Raw genomic sequence first — 19,262 nt, 5'->3', positions numbered from 1 at the left:
CGCTCACCTCTACCAATTAACCAAGAGGTGTTAAGGATGTCTGTGTCCAAGTTCTATCGCGCAATTTTTACATTGATGACTGCAAGTCTATTGCTAGCGTTTTCATTAACGGCGCCTGCAGAAACAATCCAATACGAGGTGGCCTCAACCGACGGCATTTCAATTGCCGTGCAAGAGTCCGGTGATCCTGAAGGGCAACCGGTTGTCTTCATTCACGGGTATCTGGGCAGCCATCTCAATTGGCAGCCACAGGTCAATAGCGAGCTTCTGCAGAAATATCGGCTCATTACTTATGACCTTCGCGGACATGGTTTATCCGGCAAACCAGAGGAAGCCATCGCTTACAGCGATGGGCGCCGTTGGGCAGATGACCTTGCAGCGGTCATCCAAGCCACAAACGCCCAGCAGCCCATACTGGTAGGCTGGTCATTGGGAGGCGCGGTCATTTCTAACTACCTGAACTATTACGATGACAGCGACATCAGTGGTGCAGTGTATGTTGATGGCGTTGTCGAACTCAGTGCTGAACTGATCACTTCTCACCCTGAAATTTATCAGGAAATGGTCTCTGAAAACCTGAAAACCAACTTAGAGGCAACGCGTGCTTTCCTACGCCTTTGCTTTGACCAGCAACCAGAAAGTGCCACTTTTCAGCTACTGCTGGCGAATGCAGCACTAGCTTCCTGGGATATGAAAGAGAGCGTTCTGTCCATGAGCATTCCACTTGCGGGGCTTGGCAGAACAAATAAACCCGTCCTGATGTTGTATGGCGAAAAAGATGCATTGGTGCAGGTGGATGCGTCAATCAACAGGGCTAAAGAGGTGAATCCCAATGTCGAAACACTCATCTATAAAAACTCAGGACATGCACCTTTTATAGAAGAGAGCGCCCGATTCAACCAAGACTTGGCAATTTTTATTGAAGACCTCCTTAACTAAAGTCTACGCATAGCAGTATCGGGGCCATTAAACAGTGACTCTAACCACTGAGTTAATGGCCCAAACAAGTTTACAGCTACTTGTTTAAACCTGCTTTAGCTGTCCTTGCCGCATGGAGCTTCTTATAGCTTTCGATCAAGCGCTGATGACGTTCTAGGCCTTCTAGCTGCATGTTAGTGGGCGTTAAGCCATGGAAACGTACGGAGCCTTCCACCGAGCCAACAACCGCCGTCATAGTTTCTTCACCGAACATACGCTGGAAGTTGTACAAGTAATCGTCCAACTCCAGCTCGTCATCCAGCTCAATTTCCAGCACCGCGTTGACCGCTTGATAGAACAGGCCGCGCTCGACGGTGTTATCGTTGTACTGCAGGAACATCTGTACGCAGTCCAGCGCTTCTTCATGGCGTTGTAGCGCTAGATAAACCAGCAGCTTCAGTTCCAGAATGGTCAGTTGGCCCCACACGGTGTTTTCATCAAACTCGATACCGATTAGCGTGATGATATCGGCGTGGTCGTCCATCTGGCTCTCTTCCAGCCGCTCCACAAGATCGGTGAGCTGATCGTCATCCAGGCGGTGCAGGTTGAGAATATCCTCGCGGTAATCCAGCGCCTTGTTGGTGTTATCCCAGATCAAATCCTCGATCGGATACACCTCGGAGTAGCCCGGCACCAGAATGCGGCACACCGGCGCGCCTAGGTCTTCATGCACGGCCATGTACACTTCCGCGCCCAGGTCTTCAAAGATACCGAACAGCGTCTCGGCTTCTTCTTCATTGCTGCCGGAGAAGTCCCACTCGCTGAACTCAAAGTCAGGCTTGGCGCTAAAGAAACGCCAGGAGACCACGCCTACCGAGTCGATAAAGTGCTCAACGAAGTTGTTCGGCTCGGCCACGGTTTGCGAGTTGAAGGTCGGTAACGGCAAGTCGTTCAGGCCTTCAAAGCTGCGACCCTGGAGCAATTCGGTCAGGCTGCGCTCCAGCGCCACTTCAAAGCTTGGGTGGGCACCAAAGGAGGCAAACACGCCACCGGTACGCGGGTTCATCAAGGTGACGCACATCACCGGGAACTGCCCGCCCATGGAGGCATCCTTAACTAGCACCGGGAACCCCTGGGCTTCCAAAGCGTTGATGCCTTCGACAATGCTGGGGTATTTCGCCAGCACCTCCTGCGGCACATCCGGCAGGGTCAACTCCTGCTCCAAGATTTCACGCTTTACCGCCCGCTCGAAGATTTCCGACAGGCACTGCACCTGGGCTTCCACCAGGGTATTGCCCGCACTCATGCCGTTACTGAGGAACAGGTTTTCGATCAGGTTGGAAGGAAAGTAAACCGTCTCGCCATCGCTTTGGCGCACAAAAGGCAGCGAGACGATGCCCCGATCCTCGCGACCAGAGTTGGTATCAATCAGGTTGGAACCGCAAAGCTCGCCTTCCGGGTTATAGATCGCCAAGCAGTGCTCGTCGAGAATCTCATCGGGCAGTTCATCGTTTGGGCCCGGCTGGAACCACTTCTCATTGGGGTAGTGAACGAATTCGCTATTGGCAATTTCTTCGCCAAAGAACTGGTCGTTGTAGAAAAAGTTGCAGCTCAAACGCTCGATAAACTCGCCCAATGCCGAACACAGCGCGCTCTCTTTGGTCGCGCCTTTGCCGTTGGTAAAACACATTGGCGAGGCCGCATCACGGATATGCAGCGACCATACGTGAGGGACGATATTGCGCCAGGAGGCGATCTCGATCTTCATGCCCAGATTCGCCAGAATCGCGCTCATGTTGGCAATGGTCTGCTCCAGCGGCAGGTCTTTGCCCTCAATATAGGTGCTGCTACCTTCTGGCGCGCCCATCAGCAGCGCCTGGGCGTCTTCGTCGATGTTCTCTACCGTCTCGATCTGGAAATCAGGGCCGGTTTGCACCACTTTCTTAACCGTGCAGCGATCAATGGAGCGCAGAATGCCCTGGCGATCCTTCTCGGAAATATCTTCTGGCAGCTCGACCTGGATTTTAAAAATCTGCTTATAGCGATCTTCCGGGTCGACGATGTTGTTCTGGGAAAGACGGATATTTTCGGTAGGGATATCCCGCGCGTTGCAGTACACCTTGACGAAGTAGGCGGCGCACATCGCCGATGAGGCCAGGAAGTAATCGAACGGGCCAGGCGCCGAGCCGTCCCCTTTATAGCGAATCGGCTGGTCGGAGATAACGGTAAAATCGTCGAACTTGGCCTCCAGACGGAGGTTGTCGAGATAGTTAACTTTGATTTCCATGAGCGGGCGTCCGGGGTAATGAGTGTGCCTGGGCCGTTAAATACTTAAGCCGGTAGGCGAATGGCAGCCATTATCCAGTTTTTTACCCGTTTCGTCTTGGGGAGTCTCTCGAACCGCCTACCCTAAGCTGGGTAAGAACAGCAGCGCTTGCTCTAAGGCATTTAAGAGATTATTTCAGTAGAGGCAGGAGTTACTGTGCTTGCATCATACGCTCTGCCTCAGCTTCGCTGACCCCGAGCATTAGTAAAATCTGGCGTTGTGTGGCTATCAACACCTGCTTTCGCTCTGCCTCCCCCGGCAAACTCTTGGCAATGGCGACAGCGCCTATCAAGGAGGCCAATATGACCCGGGATTTATCAGCAATCGCGTTGCGGTCAGTGGCAAAGGGGAGTTGCTTCAGCTTACTCAGCGCTATCAACCGGGTTTCAAGCATCTTTTTCATACTCATATATGACGCTTCAAACAGGGTGCGGATTTCTGCTTTTTCACTGCCTATTTCGTTGAACAGTACCGCTTCAGGCCCCGGCTTATGCTTCGCTTCCAACTCTTGGAGATTGCAGTAGTTGGCGACTAATTCGGTAAGGTGTTGTAACGAAAGCGGGCCTTTTACCAATCTAGCCGCCCGGCTGTTATCAATGGTCAGGCGAACAGACTCATGGTAAAGAGCCTCTTTTGAAGCGAAATGGGCATAAAAGGCGCCGTGGGTCATCTTCGCTAGCTTCATGATCTGGCCAATCGACACCTTTTGAAACCCATTGCGGCTGAATAGCTCTGTCGCCGAAGCCAAAATGCGCTCTTTGGTTTTCGATTTATGGCTTTTGGGGTAAGGCATATTCACCTCGTCGTGCGTCAGCTAAATATTATCTTGATCATATACTGCCCCTTGCTAGGGTGACCATATCAATAAATTAGGAGTCACTATGCACTCACCTATCGTGATTACCGGCATGGGCATGGTCAGCCCGCTAGGCAATAGCGTCAATACAAGTTGGCAGCGACTGGTTAACGGCCAGTCTGGCATCAGCACCATTGAGCGCTTTGACACCAGCAATATCCCGATCAAAATTGCCGGGGTGGTGCCAAGCATTAGCCATGACCCCAGTGGCGGAATTGACCTGAATGAGATAGCCGACCCCAAAGAGCAGCGCAAAATGGATCTGTTCAGCCTTTATGCGTTAGCGGCAGCCCAAGAGGCACTGGCACAAGCCAATTGGTTCCCCGTTGAGCAAGCGCAAAAACGTCGAACGGCGACCATTATTGGCTCTGGCATTGGCGGTTTCCCTACCATTACTCAAGCGCAAAAAACCCTTGCCGAGCGCGGCCATCGCAAACTTTCCCCCTTCACGGTACCCGCCTTTCTGGCCAATTTGGCTGCTGGCAATCTGTCGATTCGTTATGGCTTTCAAGGCCCACTGGGGTGTCCAGTAACGGCTTGCGCAGCGGGGCTACAGGCGATTGGCGACGGTATGCGCATCATCCGCAATGGAGAAGCCGATGTTGCCCTGGTAGGCGGTGCCGAGGCGTGCATTGATCCTCTTTCGCTCGCCAGCTTTAACGCCTTAAAGGCCGTTTCCACAGAAGCGGACGCCCCTGAACGCGCGTCCAGGCCCTTTGATAAAGCCCGTAACGGTTTTGTAATGGGAGAAGGCGCTGGCATTATGGTGATCGAAACCCTTGACCATGCCCTCGCGCGGGGTGCCACGCCGTTAGCGGTGATTAGTGGTTACGGTACCAGCGCGGATGCCTACCACCTGACGGCAGGCCCAAAAGATGGGGCTGGCGCAGCCGCAGCGATTCAAGCAGCGCTAGGGATGGCGAACCTATCTACTGATGCTATTGATCACATCAATGCCCACGCCACCTCGACCCACGTTGGCGATCGGGCTGAAATTGCGTCATTGCGTAATGTATTCGGTGAGCGCTTGCCCGCCATCCCGATTTCGGCAACGAAAGCCGCCACAGGCCATTTATTAGGTGCAGCGGGGGGCATAGAGAGTATTTTTTCTGTATTGGCCGTCAATACGCAGACACTGCCACCTACCATCAATCTTGAGCACTGCGATGCGGATATGCAGGATTTAACCTTCGTCACGGCAACTCATCATAAGCACATTACCCAGCATGTCTTGTGCAACGGGTTCGGTTTTGGTGGCGTCAATGCAGCGCTTATCATTAGCAGTATGGAACGTTAATGGCGAAAGTATATAAACCGATCTGCCGTCAGCCATCATCCTGATTGACGTAAAAACGGCAGCGCTTCCTCAAGCAATATTTCAGGGGTTTCCTCGGCAATATAGTGACCGCAAGGAAGCGCTTTGCCTTCTACATCGGTGGCCACTTTTTGCCACTCGCCGAGCGCATCAAAACAGGCTTCAATAGCCCCTTCAGCGCCCCACATCACTTTTAACGGGCAGGTGAGTTTTACCCCCGCATCGATATCCGCCTGATCATGCGCCAAATCAATCGTGGCGCTGGCGCGGTAGTCGCCGCATATACCGGCGGCTGTACCGGGGAGCGCGAGGCAGCGCTCGTATTCCGCTAGCGCTTCCGAGGAGAAAGGCGCCATACCGGCACTGCGGGCACCCATTACGCTTTTGAGGTATTGAGCAGGGTCGCTCTGGATCAGCATTTCCGGCAGCGGCTGAGGGCGAATCAGGAAGAACCAGTGCCAGTAGCTGCGGGCAAAGGCCTCCGTGGTACCGCGGTACATGGCCAGTGTGGGGGCTATATCCAGCAGCACCATGCGCTCGACGCGCGCCGCGTGGTCAACCCCTAAACGGTGGGCTACCCGTGCACCGCGATCATGGGCAAGCACCTTGAAGCGCTCAAAGCCGAGCGCGCTCATCAGCTCGGCCATATCGTTGGCCATAGCGCGTTTGGAATAATTGATGTGCTCAGGGTCATCGTCGGGTTTACTGCTGTCGCCGTAGCCGCGCAGATCCGCCGCTATCACCGTGAAGTGCTGGGCCAGCTCTTCCGCGACTTTGTGCCAAATTACATGGGTCTGGGGGTGGCCGTGAAGCAATAGTAACGCAGGCCCACTGCCGCCCTTGCGAAACGCGATCTCGACGCCGTTAACCTGGCGCTGCAATTTTTCAAACCCATGAAACATGGCGTACTCCTGGTTTGCTGTAAAAGCTTTTGCTGTGCCTATTAGTAATGTAGCTATCTATTATATAGCATAGCTTTTTACGCCAGGGAGCCGCGACGGCAAGGGTGATCCGGCAGTGGGAAAGCATTGCACTCTTTAGCACAAAGCATCACATTAGGCGGCCACGACACCAAGAGAAACGAGTCACCCATGCATGACGATTTCGTGGCCAACCTGCGCCTGCTCTGCAGCTACTATCCGTCAATTGCTGAGGTATGTCGGCGTTTAGCGATCAACCGAGCTCAGTTTAACCGCTACCTGAGTGGACGCTATCACCCCAGCCACGCCGCTCTTCAGCGTATTTGCCACTTTTTTGGCGTTAGCGCGGAGGACATCGCGCTCCCCCATCACGATTTTCGTGCCCTAGTACAAACCGGCCAGCTCAATAGAGAAGCAACCCCTGCAACGCTGCCTTGGCCTAACGCGCTGGTTCAGCGCGGCAGCGAAGGCATGGAGCGCTATATTGGCCGCTACTTTGAGCTTTATCACTCAATGTCCCGGCCGGGGCAGTTAATGCGTACCTTGGTTTGCCTAGAACAGCGTGAAGGTGGCGTGGTTTATCAGCGCACCGAGCGGATGCAGACCGTACCCGGCGCCCGCTCATGTCACAACCGCTATGTGGGCACCGCGGTGAAACTTGCAGATCGGCTCTTTTTAATCGATCACGAAACCCTTAACGGTCATGAGATCACTCAGACGATTCTATTTCCGAGTTTTCAGAGCCAGGTGACGCGTTTAACCGGTCTGAAAATGGGCGTGGCAGATAACAGCGAGCGCATGCCCTGCTGTGTTCGGGTGGTGTATCAGCGCCTGGATGAACAGGTCAGCCTACGCGAAGCGCTGGCCCAGTGCGGTTTAATAGCCCTAGATGATCCTTCGCTCAATGATGCCCTAATAGCCGCAACCCGAAACGATGTGGCCGCTGAAGAGCATCACTTCCGTGCTCGCCACTAGAGCACAAGTGAGTTGCGAGAGAAGCGCTAAGGCGACGGCACCAGCACCTGCTGAAACAATATCGTTTCAAAGTGCACCATGGGTTCGACGGACTTCAACGTCTTGGCACGTAGAATAGCGCCTTCCCAACCGGTAAGAATAAAGCTGGCAAGGGCTTCCGGCGTGGTGTGGATGGCGATGTCTCCTTGCGCCTGGGCATCTTTCAGGCAGTGCACAAAGCGTTGCTCCCAGCGCTGAAAGACGAGATTTAGCGCATCACGGAAGGTATCACTCTGGCCCGATAGTTCTTGGCCCAGGTTACCAATCAAACAGCCCGTGGCATGGTCGCACTCATGCATATGCTCACGCCCTGCCGCGAAATAACGTCTTAGGCGTTCGAGTGGAGGCGTGTCACTATCTTCCAGCAGCGCTACCAGTGTTTCATCATAGCGGTTGGCAAAGCGTTCGATCACCGCCAGCCCGAAATCTTCTTTGCTGGAGAAGTAGTGATAAAAGGAGCCTTTAGGCACACCGCAGGTTTTTAACACGGCATTAATGCCCGTCGCATTATAGCCTTGCTGACTAATCAACTGGGCGCCACTATCGATGAGTTTGTCACGGGTTGCGTTGTTTTTCATAATCTTAAAGTAGACCAGTCAGTCTATTGCTTTCAAGTGAAAGAACCAAAAGAGAGAACCAAGTGAATAAAAGCCAAGTTAAGCTAAAACCAAACCAGCGGATACCAAGCTAAGTGGCAGTTGCATGTTATTTGCACATTGTTTGACTAATGGCTGCTTAACGATGCGCGATGCTAGCATCATACGCTTATTTTTCTGGAATTTTCGCTCCCAATGGATGACGCGCGGTAATGATTCTTTCTCGCTATGACCTTACGCATCAACATGGCCGCATTCGTTTAGGTGCCGTGGTTGCATTATTGATTCTTGTTGCCACATTGGCGCTGGCATGGTGGATTATTACCCAGCCGCCGCGTATAGAGCGTACCCCACCGCCTGAGCCTCTGCCTAGTGTGGTCGATGTTGTCACGGTGAACGCTAGTGCCCAGGCGCCGAACTTATACGGTTTTGGCCGTGTTGAAGCAGAGCAGGAGACCATGCTGGCCAGCCGCGTGGCGGGACAGTTGGAGCGTTTCGCTGATGGCGTTGTGCCCGGTCAGGTGGTCGAGCAGCAAGCCCCAGTAGCCTATATTGACCAAGCCGATTTACAGCTAGCCCTGGAAGATGCCGAGGCGCAGCTAGCCAACGCCCAAGCGCAGCTAGCACTTGAGCAGGCAGAGCAGCAGCGGGCCCGTAGTGAGTACGAATCCTTTGGCCGCCAGCTCTCTGCCGAACGGCGGGCGCTGGTACTGCGCGAACCGCAGTTGCGCCAAGCCCAGTCTCAGGTCACCCAAGCGCGAGTGGCACGCGACCAGGCCGCGCTCAATGTGCAGCGCGCCACCCTCACCGCACCCTGGCGAGCCATGGTGCAAGAACGCTTGGTAGGCGCCGGTAGCCTGCTCAGCCAAGGAACAGAAGTGCTGCACCTTGTGGGTGTCGAGCAATTTTGGGTGCGCGCTTCGCTGCCTGCAGAGTGGACTGAGTGGTTGGAAGCGGGCACTACCGTCACCTTAACCAGCCGCGGCTGGCCCGAAGGCGCCACGCGCCAAGGGACACTGGTCTCGATGCTGCCTAGCCTGGAAGAGAATGGCCTGCAGGCTCAACTGTTGATCGCCGTTAACGACCCGCTCGCCCTGGAGACCGACGGCCCTGCCCTGCGCCTGGGTGATGTTCTGCGCGCCTCATTTCAACCGGCTATTCAGGAGCAGCTTATTTCTCTGCCGTCTGCGGCTCTGCGCCCAGGCGACGTGGCGTGGCGGGTAGATGAGGAAAATCGCCTGCGTCGAACGCCGGTCACCCTGGCTTTCCGCGGTGAAGATGACGCTTTGATTCGTAGCGGTTTGGAAACCGGCCAGCAGGTCGTCACCGCGGGCTTGGCTCAGCCCCGGGAGGGTCAGCTAGTACGCATCCGCCGCCCCAACGACACCCCGGCTCAAGCGGAAGATGAACCGGGAGATAAGTCATGAAAGTGCCACGCGGCCCGTTAGCTTGGATGGTGGATCACGGGGTAGCCCCCAACTTACTGATGGTGCTGTTTATCGTCGGCGGTCTAATGGCCTCGCTGGCGATTAAAAAAGAAGTGTTCCCCGAATTCGACACCGAAATCGTTCAAGTTACTATCAGCTACCCCGGCGCCACGCCGGAAGATGTGGAGCAGAGCCTGCTGCTACCGATGGAAGCCGCCATTGCCGATGTAGAAGGCATTGATGAGCTGACCGCTACCGCCAGTGAAGGCAGCGCCAGCGTCAACGCCACGCTGATTGACGGCGTGGATGTGATGCGCGCCTATCAGGATATTCAACAGGCGGTAAACGCCATCACTACCCTGCCCAGCGCTGCCGACCCGCCACGCTTTACCCTTGCTGGGCGCTCTCGCAGCGTGTTGAGCTTGCAGGTCTACGGCCCAGTCGGCCTGGAAGCACTCCACGACGCGGCCGAAGATGTACGTGGCGAGCTCCAAGCCACCTCCGGCATTTCCCGTGCGGAGCTATCCGGCAACCGTGAGCGGGAGATTCAAGTCTACCTGGACGAAGAGGCCATTGAGCGCTATGGCCTTGACCACCAAGAATTGGCCAGCCGCATCGCCGAAGAGGCGTTAGATCTTGCCAGCGGCCAGCTCACGACGGCCGAAGGCGAATGGCTGATTCGCTATCAGGGGCGGCGTAACAGCGCCGAGGCCTTTGCCGAACTGCCGATTCTGACCAGCACCCAAGGCACGCCCATCACGCTTGGGGATATCGCCGAGGTCAGCGATGGCTTTGCCGAAACCGACCGCGAGGAGTTTTATAACGGCCAGCCCGGCCTCTCTGTGGACGTTTACCAGATTGGCGACCAAACCCCGACCAGTATCTCGGAAGCGGTCAACGGTGAGCTTGAGCGCCTGCGCGCGAACCTGCCCGAAGGCGTCAGTCTGGACATTTCCCGAGATAGCTCAGAAGTATACGAAGACCGCCTCAGTCTACTGCTAAAAAATGCCTGGATGGGGCTAGCGTTGGTATTGGTACTGATGGCGCTGTTTTTGGAAGCGCGGTTAGCATTCTGGGTCACCCTGGGCATTCCAACGGCGTTTCTCGGCGCGATGCTGTTTCTGCCCTGGATCGGCGTCTCGCTCAATATGATGTCGATGTTCGCGTTTATTATCGCCCTGGGGATTGTCGTCGATGACGCCATCATCGTTGGCGAGAATATCTACAGCTACCGTGAAGAGGGCTATTCGCTGCGCGATGCGGCGGTCAAAGGCGCCAGCGAAATCGCCACCCCGCTCACCTTTGCGATTCTGTCTAATATCGTCGCCTTCCTGCCGTTGCTATTTCTACCCGGCTTTTTGGGACTGATTTTTGCCACTGTGCCGGTGGTCGTTGTCACCGTCTTTTTAATCTCCTGGCTGGAAGCCCTGGTGATTCTGCCCGCCCACCTGGCACATAGCCGTAAACCCCGCCAAACCCCGGCGTGGCAGCGCCCCCTTGAAGCGCTGCGCCAGCGGCTTCAGGGCGGCTTGCACCACTTCACCTACCACCAGTTCGAGCCGTTTCTGCAGCGCGCCCTTAACCAACGCCTGCTGAGTATTTCACTGGGAATCGCGATTCTGCTCATCGCGCTCTCGTGGGCGATGAGCGGGCGGCTGGGCTTTTCGCTGATGCCTCGGGTTGAATCGGATCAGGTACAGGCCACGGTCACCCTGCCCATTGGCAGCAATATCAGCGTTAGCCGCGAGCTAAGCCAACAGCTACTCGACGCCGCCGAGGCCCTCAGCGAGCGCGAAGAGACCCTCAGCTTCAGCAGTTCACGCAGCCGCCTGGACGGCGAAAGCCTGGAAGTACGGTTGGATATTGCTAGCGAGAGCCTGGAAGCTTGGCCACCCTCGCGGATTGCCCGCGAGTGGCGCGATCTCACTGGCGATCTGCTTGGTGCTCAGTCGGTACGTTTTGAAGCCGACGTCGGCGGCCCTGGTAGTGGCGCGGCGCTCAGCCTGCGACTCTCCCACCCGGACACCCAGGTACTTGAAGCCGCCGCCGAACGGCTAGCGGAAACACTGGGCGGCTACGGACTCACGGATATCGACAGTGGGCTGGGCGACGGCAAACCGCAGTTAGAGATGCGCCTTTCTGCCGAGGGCCGCGCCCTGGGACTCACGGGTAATAACTTAGCCCAGGCCCTGCGCGGCCCGCTCCAGGGCGCCACCGCGCTTGAGCAATACGTAGGGCGCAGCGAAATCAGCGTTGAGGTGCGTTTGCCCAACGATAATCGCGACAGCTTGAACGAGCTTTACCGCATGCCGGTGCGCACGCCCGATGGGCTGAGTGTACCGCTATCGCGGGTCGCTGACATTACCATCAGCCAAGCCTCCAGCAGCCTTGAACGCATTAACGGGCGGCGGATTATTACCGTCACCGCCGACTCGGAAAGTGATCTAGCCATCAATCAAGTGCTTGCCACGCTAGAGGAAGAGGAGTTCCCCAACCTGGAAGCAACCTGGCCAGGGCTGGAAGTCAGCATGGGCGGTCGTCAGCAGGACACCGCCGACAACCTAGCCACGCTAAAAACCTCAATGTGGTTAATGATTGCGGCGCTCTATGCCCTGCTCGCTATTCCCTTCAGAAGCTATCTACAGCCGCTGTTGGTGCTGGCCGCGATCCCCTTTGGCATTGTCGGCGCCGTCGCTGGGCATATGATCATGGGCTTCGGGCTTTCAATTATCAGCCTGCTGGGGATGCTCGCGCTCTCCGGGGTGGTGATTAACGATGCACTAGTGCTGATCGACTACGCCAACCGAAAACGCAGCGAAGGCATGGCCCCCCGGGAAGCCATTGTGGCGGCGGCCACTCGCCGGTTACGGCCAATTATGATGACCACGCTGACGACCTTTCTCGGCTTGGCGCCAATGATTTTGGAAACCTCGCGGCAGGCGCGCTTTATGATCCCCATGGCAATTTCGCTAGGTTTTGGCATGCTGTTCGCCACGGTTATCCTGCTGATCCTGGTGCCCTGCCTATATCTGGGTATGGAGAATGTTCGCGAACGGCTCAGCGCGCCGCGCCAGCCTGATCCAACTAAAAAAGAGCCTCGCCAAACAGAGGGAGTCCGCTGATGGCCTTACTAACCGCCATACGTCAATGGCGACCCTCCCGGCTAGGGCTCAAGCTGTTTGTGATTATTCTCAGCGTCAATGTGGCGATTTCAGCCAGCATGTTTCTGGCCGTCTCTTACAGTATTGACCGCGGCTTTCTCGACTACCTCAACCAGGCCCAGGAGCGCCGCGCCACATTGCTGGCTGACGGACTCGTCACACGCTGGGAAACTCAGCAAAGCTGGGAGTGGCTGGAGCAGTCACCGGAACGCTGGCCATTTATTGTCCGCTTTGAACTGGGTCAAGAGCACCGCGACCGACCTTCCCCACTTGGCGAGGCGCGTGACTTCACCCTGCGCGCAGCGGATGGCCGTTTTGTAGTACCGCCCAGAAGTGGGCGGGAAGGCTCGGGCAGTTGGCATTGGCTGACACTGCATAGCGGTGATACGCATATCGGCTCGTTGGGTTTTCGACCTCCCCGAGAAATGATGGAGCGCATGGAGAGTCGCTTTCTGGAGCGACAGCAGCGCAACCTGGTGCTTATCGTGGTCTCCCTCTGCATTGCTTCACTGCTGTTGGCGGGCGGTCTCTCCTGGTGGCTGGGGCGGCGCACCCGAGCACTGGCGGGCGCCACGCTGCGCCTTACCGAAGGCGACTATCGCACCCGACTGCCTGAACGTGGCCACGATGAGCTGTCGCGCTTGGCGCGGGATTTTAATGTGCTTGCCGCCACGCTGGAAGCTAGCCGCGATGCCCGCGCCCGCTGGGTATCTGACACCGCTCACGAGCTGCGCACGCCGCTGGCGGTGCTGCGCGGCGAGATCGAAGCCATGCAGGATGGCATTCGCCCGCTAAACCAGGAGAACCTAAGCTCCCTCGCCCAAGAGGTGGGACAGCTAGAGCGCTTAGTCGCGGATTTGCGCCTGCTGTCGCAGAGCGACGCGGGCGCGCTGGATATCCAGCTGGCGCCGATGGATCTAAGCGACTGCCTCGCCAGCCGCCTGGCCGACGCCGACCGCTGGTTGGTCGAAAGCGGGTTAACGCTGACCGAACAGATTGAACCTGGCATTATGATTCGTGGCGATGCCCAGCGCCTCCGCCAGCTGTGGAACAACCTGTTGGATAACAGCTGCGCCTATACCCAGCCGCCGGGTGAGCTACGCGTCACGCTTACCGCTCAGCAGGGAATGGCCGTCGTCATCTGGGAAGACAGTACGCCTGGCGTGCCGGAGGGTGAATTAGCCCGCTTGACCGAGCGGCTCTATCGCGTCGAAGGCTCCCGCAGCCGTGCCAGCGGCGGCAGCGGGTTGGGGCTCTCTATCGCCAGCGCCCTAGTCAATGCACACGGTGCAACGCTGACGCCCGCTAGCTCAACGCTAGGTGGGCTACGTTGGACGCTGCATTTTCCACTGTTAAAAACAGATTAATGTACCAAGCACTCATATTTAAATAGCCGTTAATCCACGCCTTCACGTTCACTGTTAAGCGAGTCTACCGCTATGTCGCACGCTACCTCTTTACTGATTGTTGAGGATGAACCGAAGATTGCCCGCCTCATGGCGGACTACCTAACCACGCATGGTTTTGAGGTGACGACCCTAGGCCACGGCGATGAGGTAATGCCGTGGCTGGCGCACCACTCCCCGGCGTTGGTGCTACTCGATATTATGCTGCCAGGCAAAGATGGTCTTACCCTAAGCCGGGAAATACGCCAGCAGTGGCCGGGCATTGCGATCATTATGGTCACCGCCAAGGTAGAAGAGGTTGACCGCTTGCTAGGGCTGGAACTGGGTGCCGATGACTACATCTGCAAACCATTCAGCCCCCGGGAAGTGGTGGCCAGGGTTAAGGCGGTACTTCGCCGCAGCCAAGCGGCGGCCGATGCCCCTGCTGAGGTGCAAAATGCACCGGTGGTACTAAACGAAGATGGCTGGCAGGCGCTTGCCCACGGGCAGGACTTAGGCCTGACGGCAGTGGAGTTCCAGCTGCTGCGGGTGATGATGCAGGCGCCGGGGCGAATCTTCAGTCGTGAACAGTTGATGGATCACATGTATCGTGACAATCGCATCGTCTCGGAGCGCACCGTGGACAGCCACATTAAAAAGCTGCGCAAGAAAATACACGAAGCGCTCCCTGAACTGGAAATTATCCGCTCGGTATACGGTGTAGGCTATAAGTATCAGCCGGAGGGGTAAGGCTATTAGCTAGGCGAGATACTCACCCTTATCAGCGTAAGCTAAAGTATCGTCTCAAACTGTCGATAACACTATTAGCCTGCTTAGAACCCATCTCCCTAAGCTAGCCTGTGCAGTCGCCATAGCGCCTGCTTTACATAGCCTTTCATACTATCGAGAGATTGCCATGACCATCTCTTTATCTACCGGAAGTGCCTCTTTAGATGCATATTCTTTACGTAGTGAGCCGTTAAGTGTCGAGAAAGTAACGTCAACACCGGCCGCGTCTAACGCTGTCCCAAAGGAAGCCGATACCAGCATTCATTTGGATCTGTCACCCCTAGCCAGAGGCATCGCCTCTGCCTCAGAAAAGGCTGGCAGTACCCAGGAAGCGAAGAACGCCAAAATTGATGAAAGTGATTTTCCAATGGAAATTAAGGAGCTACTAAAGCGAATTGTTGAATATAGAGAAAAATTAAAAGAGAAACAGCAGGAACTGGAAGATGTTATGCGCGACCAGTCCCTGAGCGATGAACAGCGCCAAGTAAAACTCGACGCTCTGCAACAAGAAATCAATAGCCTTAATAGTGCTCTTCAAGAAGCCATGGGCCAACTAAACAAACTTGTCGCTCAGATGGATCTTGATGATGGCGCTGTTATCGAAATGGTGTCGTTGGCCATGGCTTGATGAAGTTAAGGGGCATTAAGGATTGACCTGCCGATTAAGAAACGCGATGCCCGCTTCAATGGCGCCACCGCGCAGCAGGAAGCTTGTAATGTGGCCGCGCCAGCGCTGCAGATACAGCTCGCTTTCAATGTTGTTGTCCTGCAGTGCTTGGTAGAAGTCTGTGGCGTGATCCACCGGCACCAATTGATCCCACTTGCCGTGGAACAGAAAAAACGGCGGCGCCTGAGGGGTAATTTGCCGTGCGGGTGAGGCTAGGCGATACGCTTCGTTTTCTTCAGCGCGGGTACCGCCGATAAAATCGACGACCAAGCGGCCATCATCAAATTTGAGCAAATCACTCGGCAGCCCTCCAGCCAATACCGCGGCTAAACGGCTTTGCTCGCCACCGTAAGGTTCGGACAGCGGCCCTTCTGCTCCTGCCACCGCCAGTAAACTTACTAAATGCGCGCCAGAGGAAAACCCCACCCCTACAATGCGGCTTGTATCTACTTGCCACTCGTCGGCATTGCCGTGAATCCAGGCCATCGCCTGCTGCAAATCATGCAGTTGGCTAGGGAAGCGATACTCAGGCGCAAAACGGTACTCAATATTCACTGCCACGTAGCCTTGCCCGGCTAACTGCTCGGCGATGCCATGCATATCTTCTGGCGTACGATTGCGCCAGCCGCCGCCATGTACCACTAAGGCAGCAGGTCGCCGCACATCGCTCGGGTCGTCGGGGAGATAAACGTCAGCCATTAACGCCTGGGGCCACGCTTCTGGCGTGTACACTCTTGGCGCCAAGCGCGTAAAGGGCTGGGGGGCACGCAGCGCACTGCTCTCAACAGCGGGTTCACCTTGGCTAACGTGCTGGGCAGCGCTGCAGCCACTCAGCAATAATACAACCGCCCCAAGGCCAGTAGCACGGCGTAGGGTGGGAAGCACTCCATGCTGTTGCCACTCGCGAATTAGCTTGGTACGCGACATTATGCATCTCCTGGATAAATAGGTGACCCCTCACCTACCACTCTCAACGACTAACTACGACCTGCAGCAAGCCAATAAGATCATGATTGTTGCACACTATCTGCAAACGGTTTGCACGCCGACTGGTAATACTGGCATCGTCAACTCACCAGGAGAGAATTTATGAAAACTTCAAACGCCAGCAAAGTTTCAATTCGCCAACTGTTTGCCCCTGCCCTGCTGGCTATCGCCATTATGCCATTAGCGTTTACCGCTCAAGCGCATAGCCACGGTGACCATGAAGGCCAAGGCCCTGATCGCGAACGTATGGAAGAGCGCATGGAGGAGCGTCGCCAAGAGGTGTACGAGCGCGCAGATATCTCAGCAGAGAAGCAGGCTGAGCTCAATGAAGCACACGCCGAACATCGCGAAGCCATGCAGGCACTGCGTGAAGAGCATCACGCGCGGGTGGCCGAGATTCTCACCGAAGAAGAGCAGGAAGCGCTGCGCAATGCCATGCAAGAAGCCCATGAAGAGTATCGTGGCAAACATGGCAAGGGTGGCCACCACAGTGGTGATAGAGACGAGAGTGCTGACAGTGAATAAACGCGGGTAAATCATCAAAAATCGAGCCAACGCCCGGTATTCCCGGGCGTTTTTGCGTCTGCACGTTCGTCAGCGCATTGCTAACTTCACGCTAATTCAACTCAAATAGGGGGGCTTAACTTGAAGGAGGACGCTTAATCGCGTATTTTATTTGAACGTTCATTCAAAATAAAATCATCTTTCAACAACAGGAGTCCGCCTGCATGGCGAAAGACAACCCCACCCTCCCCTCCCGAGACCGCCTCAACCCCGTGGTTTTCCACGGCAGTGTGGCGGGTATTGTCATCTTCCTTGTGCTCACTATGCTGTTTACAGAGCAAGCCGGTGCCTTTTTTGATGCTGGCCTCGCTTGGGTAAGCAAAACCTTTGGCTGGTACTACATGCTCGCCATTGTGGCGTACCTGGTCTTCGTCATTGCGATTGGCATGTCGCGCTTTGGCAGTATCCGCCTGGGGCCTGATCACTCACGACCTGAGTTTTCGCTGCTCTCCTGGTCGGCCATGCTGTTCGCCGCGGGTATCGGTATCGACCTGCTGTTCTTCAGCGTTGCCGAGCCGGTTGCCCACTATTTGGCACCGCCGGATTTAACCCCGGAGAGTCAGGCAGCGATGCGTAACGCCGTCGTTCAAACCTATCTGCACTGGGGGCTCTCCGGCTGGGGGCTGTACGTGTTGATGGGTATGGCGCTGGCCTACTTTAGCTACCGTCACCGCCTGCCGCTGGCGATTCGTAGCGCGCTATACCCGATTCTGGGCAAGCGTATCCACGGCCCCATTGGTAACGCTGTCGACATTACAGCCGTGATCTCCACCGTGTTCGGCATTGCTACCAGCCTGGGTATTGGGGTGATGCAGCTCAATTACGGCCTTACCTATATGTTCGGCGTGCCGGAAACGCTCACCGTGCAGGTGATTTTGATTGTCTTGGTGGTGGTATTAGCGACGATTTCTGTGGTGACCGGCGTTGAAAAAGGCATTCGTCGCCTCTCTGAGTTCAACATGCTGTTGGCATTGGCGCTGATGCTGTTTGTACTCTTTTCAGGCGACACGCTGGTACTGCTGGATAAAGTGGTTAATAACGCCGGTGATTATTTATCAGGGTTTGTCGGTGCCAGCTTTGACACCTACGCCTTTGCCGATGAAGGCGCCCAAGAGTGGAAAATGTGGTGGACGATCTTCTTCTGGGGCTGGTGGATTGCCTGGACACCGTTCGTTGGTCTGTTCCTGGCGCGCATCTCCCGTGGCCGTACCATTCGTGAATTTGTCGCAGGCGCCTTGTTTATTCCGCTCGCCTTTATGATGGTGTGGATGTCGGTGTTTGGTAATAGCGGTATAGAGCTGGTGGCCAACCAAGGGGTTGTCGAACTGGGTGAGCAGGCACTTAACACCCCGCAAACCACGCTCTACACGCTGCTTGAGTACTACCCCTATGTAGGTCTTACCGCTGCGGTGGTCACCGTCTTGGGTATCGTGTTCTTTATTACTTCAGCGGATTCCGGTGCGCTTGTGCTGGCTAACTTCACGTCTATTTTGAGTGACGTCAACCACGATGCGCCGGTAAAACTGCGTATTTTCTGGTCGGCAGTCATCGGTTTGATCACTATTGCTCTGCTCATGGCCGGCGGCTTAAACGCACTTCAGAGCGCTGTCGTTATCACGGCACTGCCCTTCTCTCTGGTTATTTTTGCGGTGATGGTGGGTATGTATAAAGCGCTGAAACTGGAAGGCAAAAAAGCCGATGCCCGCCGCATGATTGCCGGCGGTGCCCCTGGCGGCGATTGGAAGGAGCGCCTGGATCGCGCCCTGGATACCTCCACGCGAGCCGGTGCGGCGGCAACCCTTGAACACTCTATTCGCCCGGCCATGACCCAGTTTGCCCAGGAGCTTGAGAGCCGTGGCCAGACCGCCAATGTGACCGAAGAGCACGTTGAGGGCGAATCGCTACCTAACCTGATGCTCCAGGTCGACTTCGGCGAAGCGACCAGCTTTGTCTACCAAGTCTGCCCTCACCGCATGCGCACGCCGAGCTTTATACCGGCGGACGATGACTTTTATGTGCGTCTGGATGTGTACCTGGCAGAAGGTGGACAGGATAAAGACCTTAACGGCTATACCCGTGGTCAGGTAATTGGTGATTTAGTAGCCGAGTATGAGCGCCACCTGCACTTCCTGACGCTGGCGGGTCAGCAGATGGGCCATGTGCAGGCAATGCCTGGCACCATCGGCGAACCGCCGGAAGACTCGCAGATGTAACGGCGTTAGCGTTTAATCTAAAAGACGAATCCCGGCCTGCGTGCCGGGATTTTTTTTGCGCGAATTCTCCCCGCGACTAACGCCTTGTTGTGCAAATTTCACCGCAGGCGTAGCGTAATGGCTT

15 protein-coding genes are annotated in these 19,262 nt (G+C 55.8%); 10 read left to right on the top strand and 5 right to left on the bottom strand.

Annotated elements, in window-relative coordinates:
- Positions 1–36 precede the first annotated feature (36 nt).
- Positions 37–939, top strand: coding sequence for an alpha/beta fold hydrolase (locus A6R74_RS09520; protein WP_064234275.1), 903 nt, complete (start codon positions 37–39; stop codon positions 937–939).
- 76 nt (positions 940–1,015) lie between these two features.
- Here A6R74_RS09520 and A6R74_RS09515 read toward each other — a convergent pair whose 3' ends face one another.
- Positions 1,016–3,205: an OsmC domain/YcaO domain-containing protein gene (locus A6R74_RS09515; protein WP_064234274.1), complete on the bottom strand. Its 2,190-nt coding sequence runs from the start codon at positions 3,203–3,205 to the stop codon at positions 1,016–1,018.
- A 190-nt stretch (positions 3,206–3,395) separates the two neighbouring features.
- Complete coding sequence (locus A6R74_RS09510) at positions 3,396–4,037, bottom strand: TetR/AcrR family transcriptional regulator (protein ID WP_064234273.1); 642 nt, start codon at positions 4,035–4,037, stop codon at positions 3,396–3,398.
- Between the two features lie 88 nt (positions 4,038–4,125).
- Between A6R74_RS09510 and fabF the strand changes: the two genes are divergently transcribed.
- Positions 4,126–5,397 carry a beta-ketoacyl-ACP synthase II gene (fabF, locus tag A6R74_RS09505; RefSeq protein ID WP_064234272.1) on the top strand — a complete coding sequence of 424 codons (1,272 nt, stop codon included), beginning with the start codon at positions 4,126–4,128 and terminating at the stop codon, positions 5,395–5,397.
- 35 nt (positions 5,398–5,432) lie between these two features.
- On the opposite strand, the gene A6R74_RS09500 is transcribed toward fabF, so the two are convergent.
- On the bottom strand, positions 5,433–6,317 hold the full coding sequence (locus A6R74_RS09500) for an alpha/beta fold hydrolase (RefSeq protein WP_064234271.1): 885 nt from the start codon (positions 6,315–6,317) through the stop codon (positions 5,433–5,435).
- Between the two features lie 189 nt (positions 6,318–6,506).
- Between A6R74_RS09500 and A6R74_RS09495 the strand changes: the two genes are divergently transcribed.
- Positions 6,507–7,310 (top strand): helix-turn-helix domain-containing protein, encoded by an 804-nt coding sequence (locus A6R74_RS09495; RefSeq protein WP_064234270.1) that lies wholly within the window; start codon positions 6,507–6,509, stop codon positions 7,308–7,310.
- A gap of 26 nt (positions 7,311–7,336) precedes the next feature.
- Here A6R74_RS09495 and A6R74_RS09490 read toward each other — a convergent pair whose 3' ends face one another.
- Positions 7,337–7,927, bottom strand: coding sequence for a TetR/AcrR family transcriptional regulator (locus tag A6R74_RS09490; protein WP_064234269.1), 591 nt, complete (start codon positions 7,925–7,927; stop codon positions 7,337–7,339).
- 230 nt (positions 7,928–8,157) lie between these two features.
- On the opposite strand from A6R74_RS09490, the gene A6R74_RS09485 reads away from it, so the two are divergent.
- From A6R74_RS09485 to A6R74_RS09465, 5 genes are all read left to right on the top strand, one after another.
- Positions 8,158–9,372, top strand: coding sequence for an efflux RND transporter periplasmic adaptor subunit (locus A6R74_RS09485; RefSeq protein ID WP_064234268.1), 1,215 nt, complete (start codon positions 8,158–8,160; stop codon positions 9,370–9,372).
- Entirely contained in the window at positions 9,369–12,494 is a 3,126-nt protein-coding gene (locus tag A6R74_RS09480; RefSeq protein ID WP_064234267.1) for an efflux RND transporter permease subunit, read from the top strand. Before A6R74_RS09485 ends, A6R74_RS09480 begins: the two co-directional genes overlap by 4 nt.
- Positions 12,494–13,900: an ATP-binding protein gene (locus tag A6R74_RS09475; protein WP_064234266.1), complete on the top strand. Its 1,407-nt coding sequence runs from the start codon at positions 12,494–12,496 to the stop codon at positions 13,898–13,900. The genes A6R74_RS09480 and A6R74_RS09475 overlap by 1 nt, the downstream gene beginning before the upstream one ends.
- Before the next feature lie 72 nt (positions 13,901–13,972).
- Positions 13,973–14,668 carry a response regulator gene (locus A6R74_RS09470; RefSeq protein WP_064234265.1) on the top strand — a complete coding sequence of 232 codons (696 nt, stop codon included), beginning with the start codon at positions 13,973–13,975 and terminating at the stop codon, positions 14,666–14,668.
- A gap of 166 nt (positions 14,669–14,834) precedes the next feature.
- Entirely contained in the window at positions 14,835–15,335 is a 501-nt protein-coding gene (locus A6R74_RS09465) for a hypothetical protein (RefSeq protein ID WP_064234264.1), read from the top strand.
- 15 nt (positions 15,336–15,350) lie between these two features.
- Here A6R74_RS09465 and A6R74_RS09460 read toward each other — a convergent pair whose 3' ends face one another.
- On the bottom strand, positions 15,351–16,301 hold the full coding sequence (locus tag A6R74_RS09460; protein ID WP_064234263.1) for an alpha/beta hydrolase: 951 nt from the start codon (positions 16,299–16,301) through the stop codon (positions 15,351–15,353).
- Between the two features lie 162 nt (positions 16,302–16,463).
- On the opposite strand from A6R74_RS09460, the gene A6R74_RS09455 reads away from it, so the two are divergent.
- Both A6R74_RS09455 and betT read left to right on the top strand, forming a co-directional pair.
- Positions 16,464–16,886, top strand: a complete 423-nt coding sequence (locus A6R74_RS09455; RefSeq protein WP_064234262.1) for a hypothetical protein — start codon at positions 16,464–16,466, stop codon at positions 16,884–16,886.
- A gap of 203 nt (positions 16,887–17,089) precedes the next feature.
- The gene (gene betT / locus A6R74_RS09450; RefSeq protein WP_064234261.1) at positions 17,090–19,138 is read left to right on the top strand and encodes a choline BCCT transporter BetT; all 2,049 of its coding nucleotides are present in this window, start codon (positions 17,090–17,092) and stop codon (positions 19,136–19,138) included.
- Positions 19,139–19,262: the final 124 nt, after the last annotated feature.

Source organism: Halomonas sp. ALS9, assembly GCF_001651035.1.
In the GTDB taxonomy this organism is placed as follows: domain Bacteria; phylum Pseudomonadota; class Gammaproteobacteria; order Pseudomonadales; family Halomonadaceae; genus Vreelandella.
Note: the sequence above shows the minus strand (reverse complement) of the source record. Positions and strands in the feature narration are given on the sequence as shown.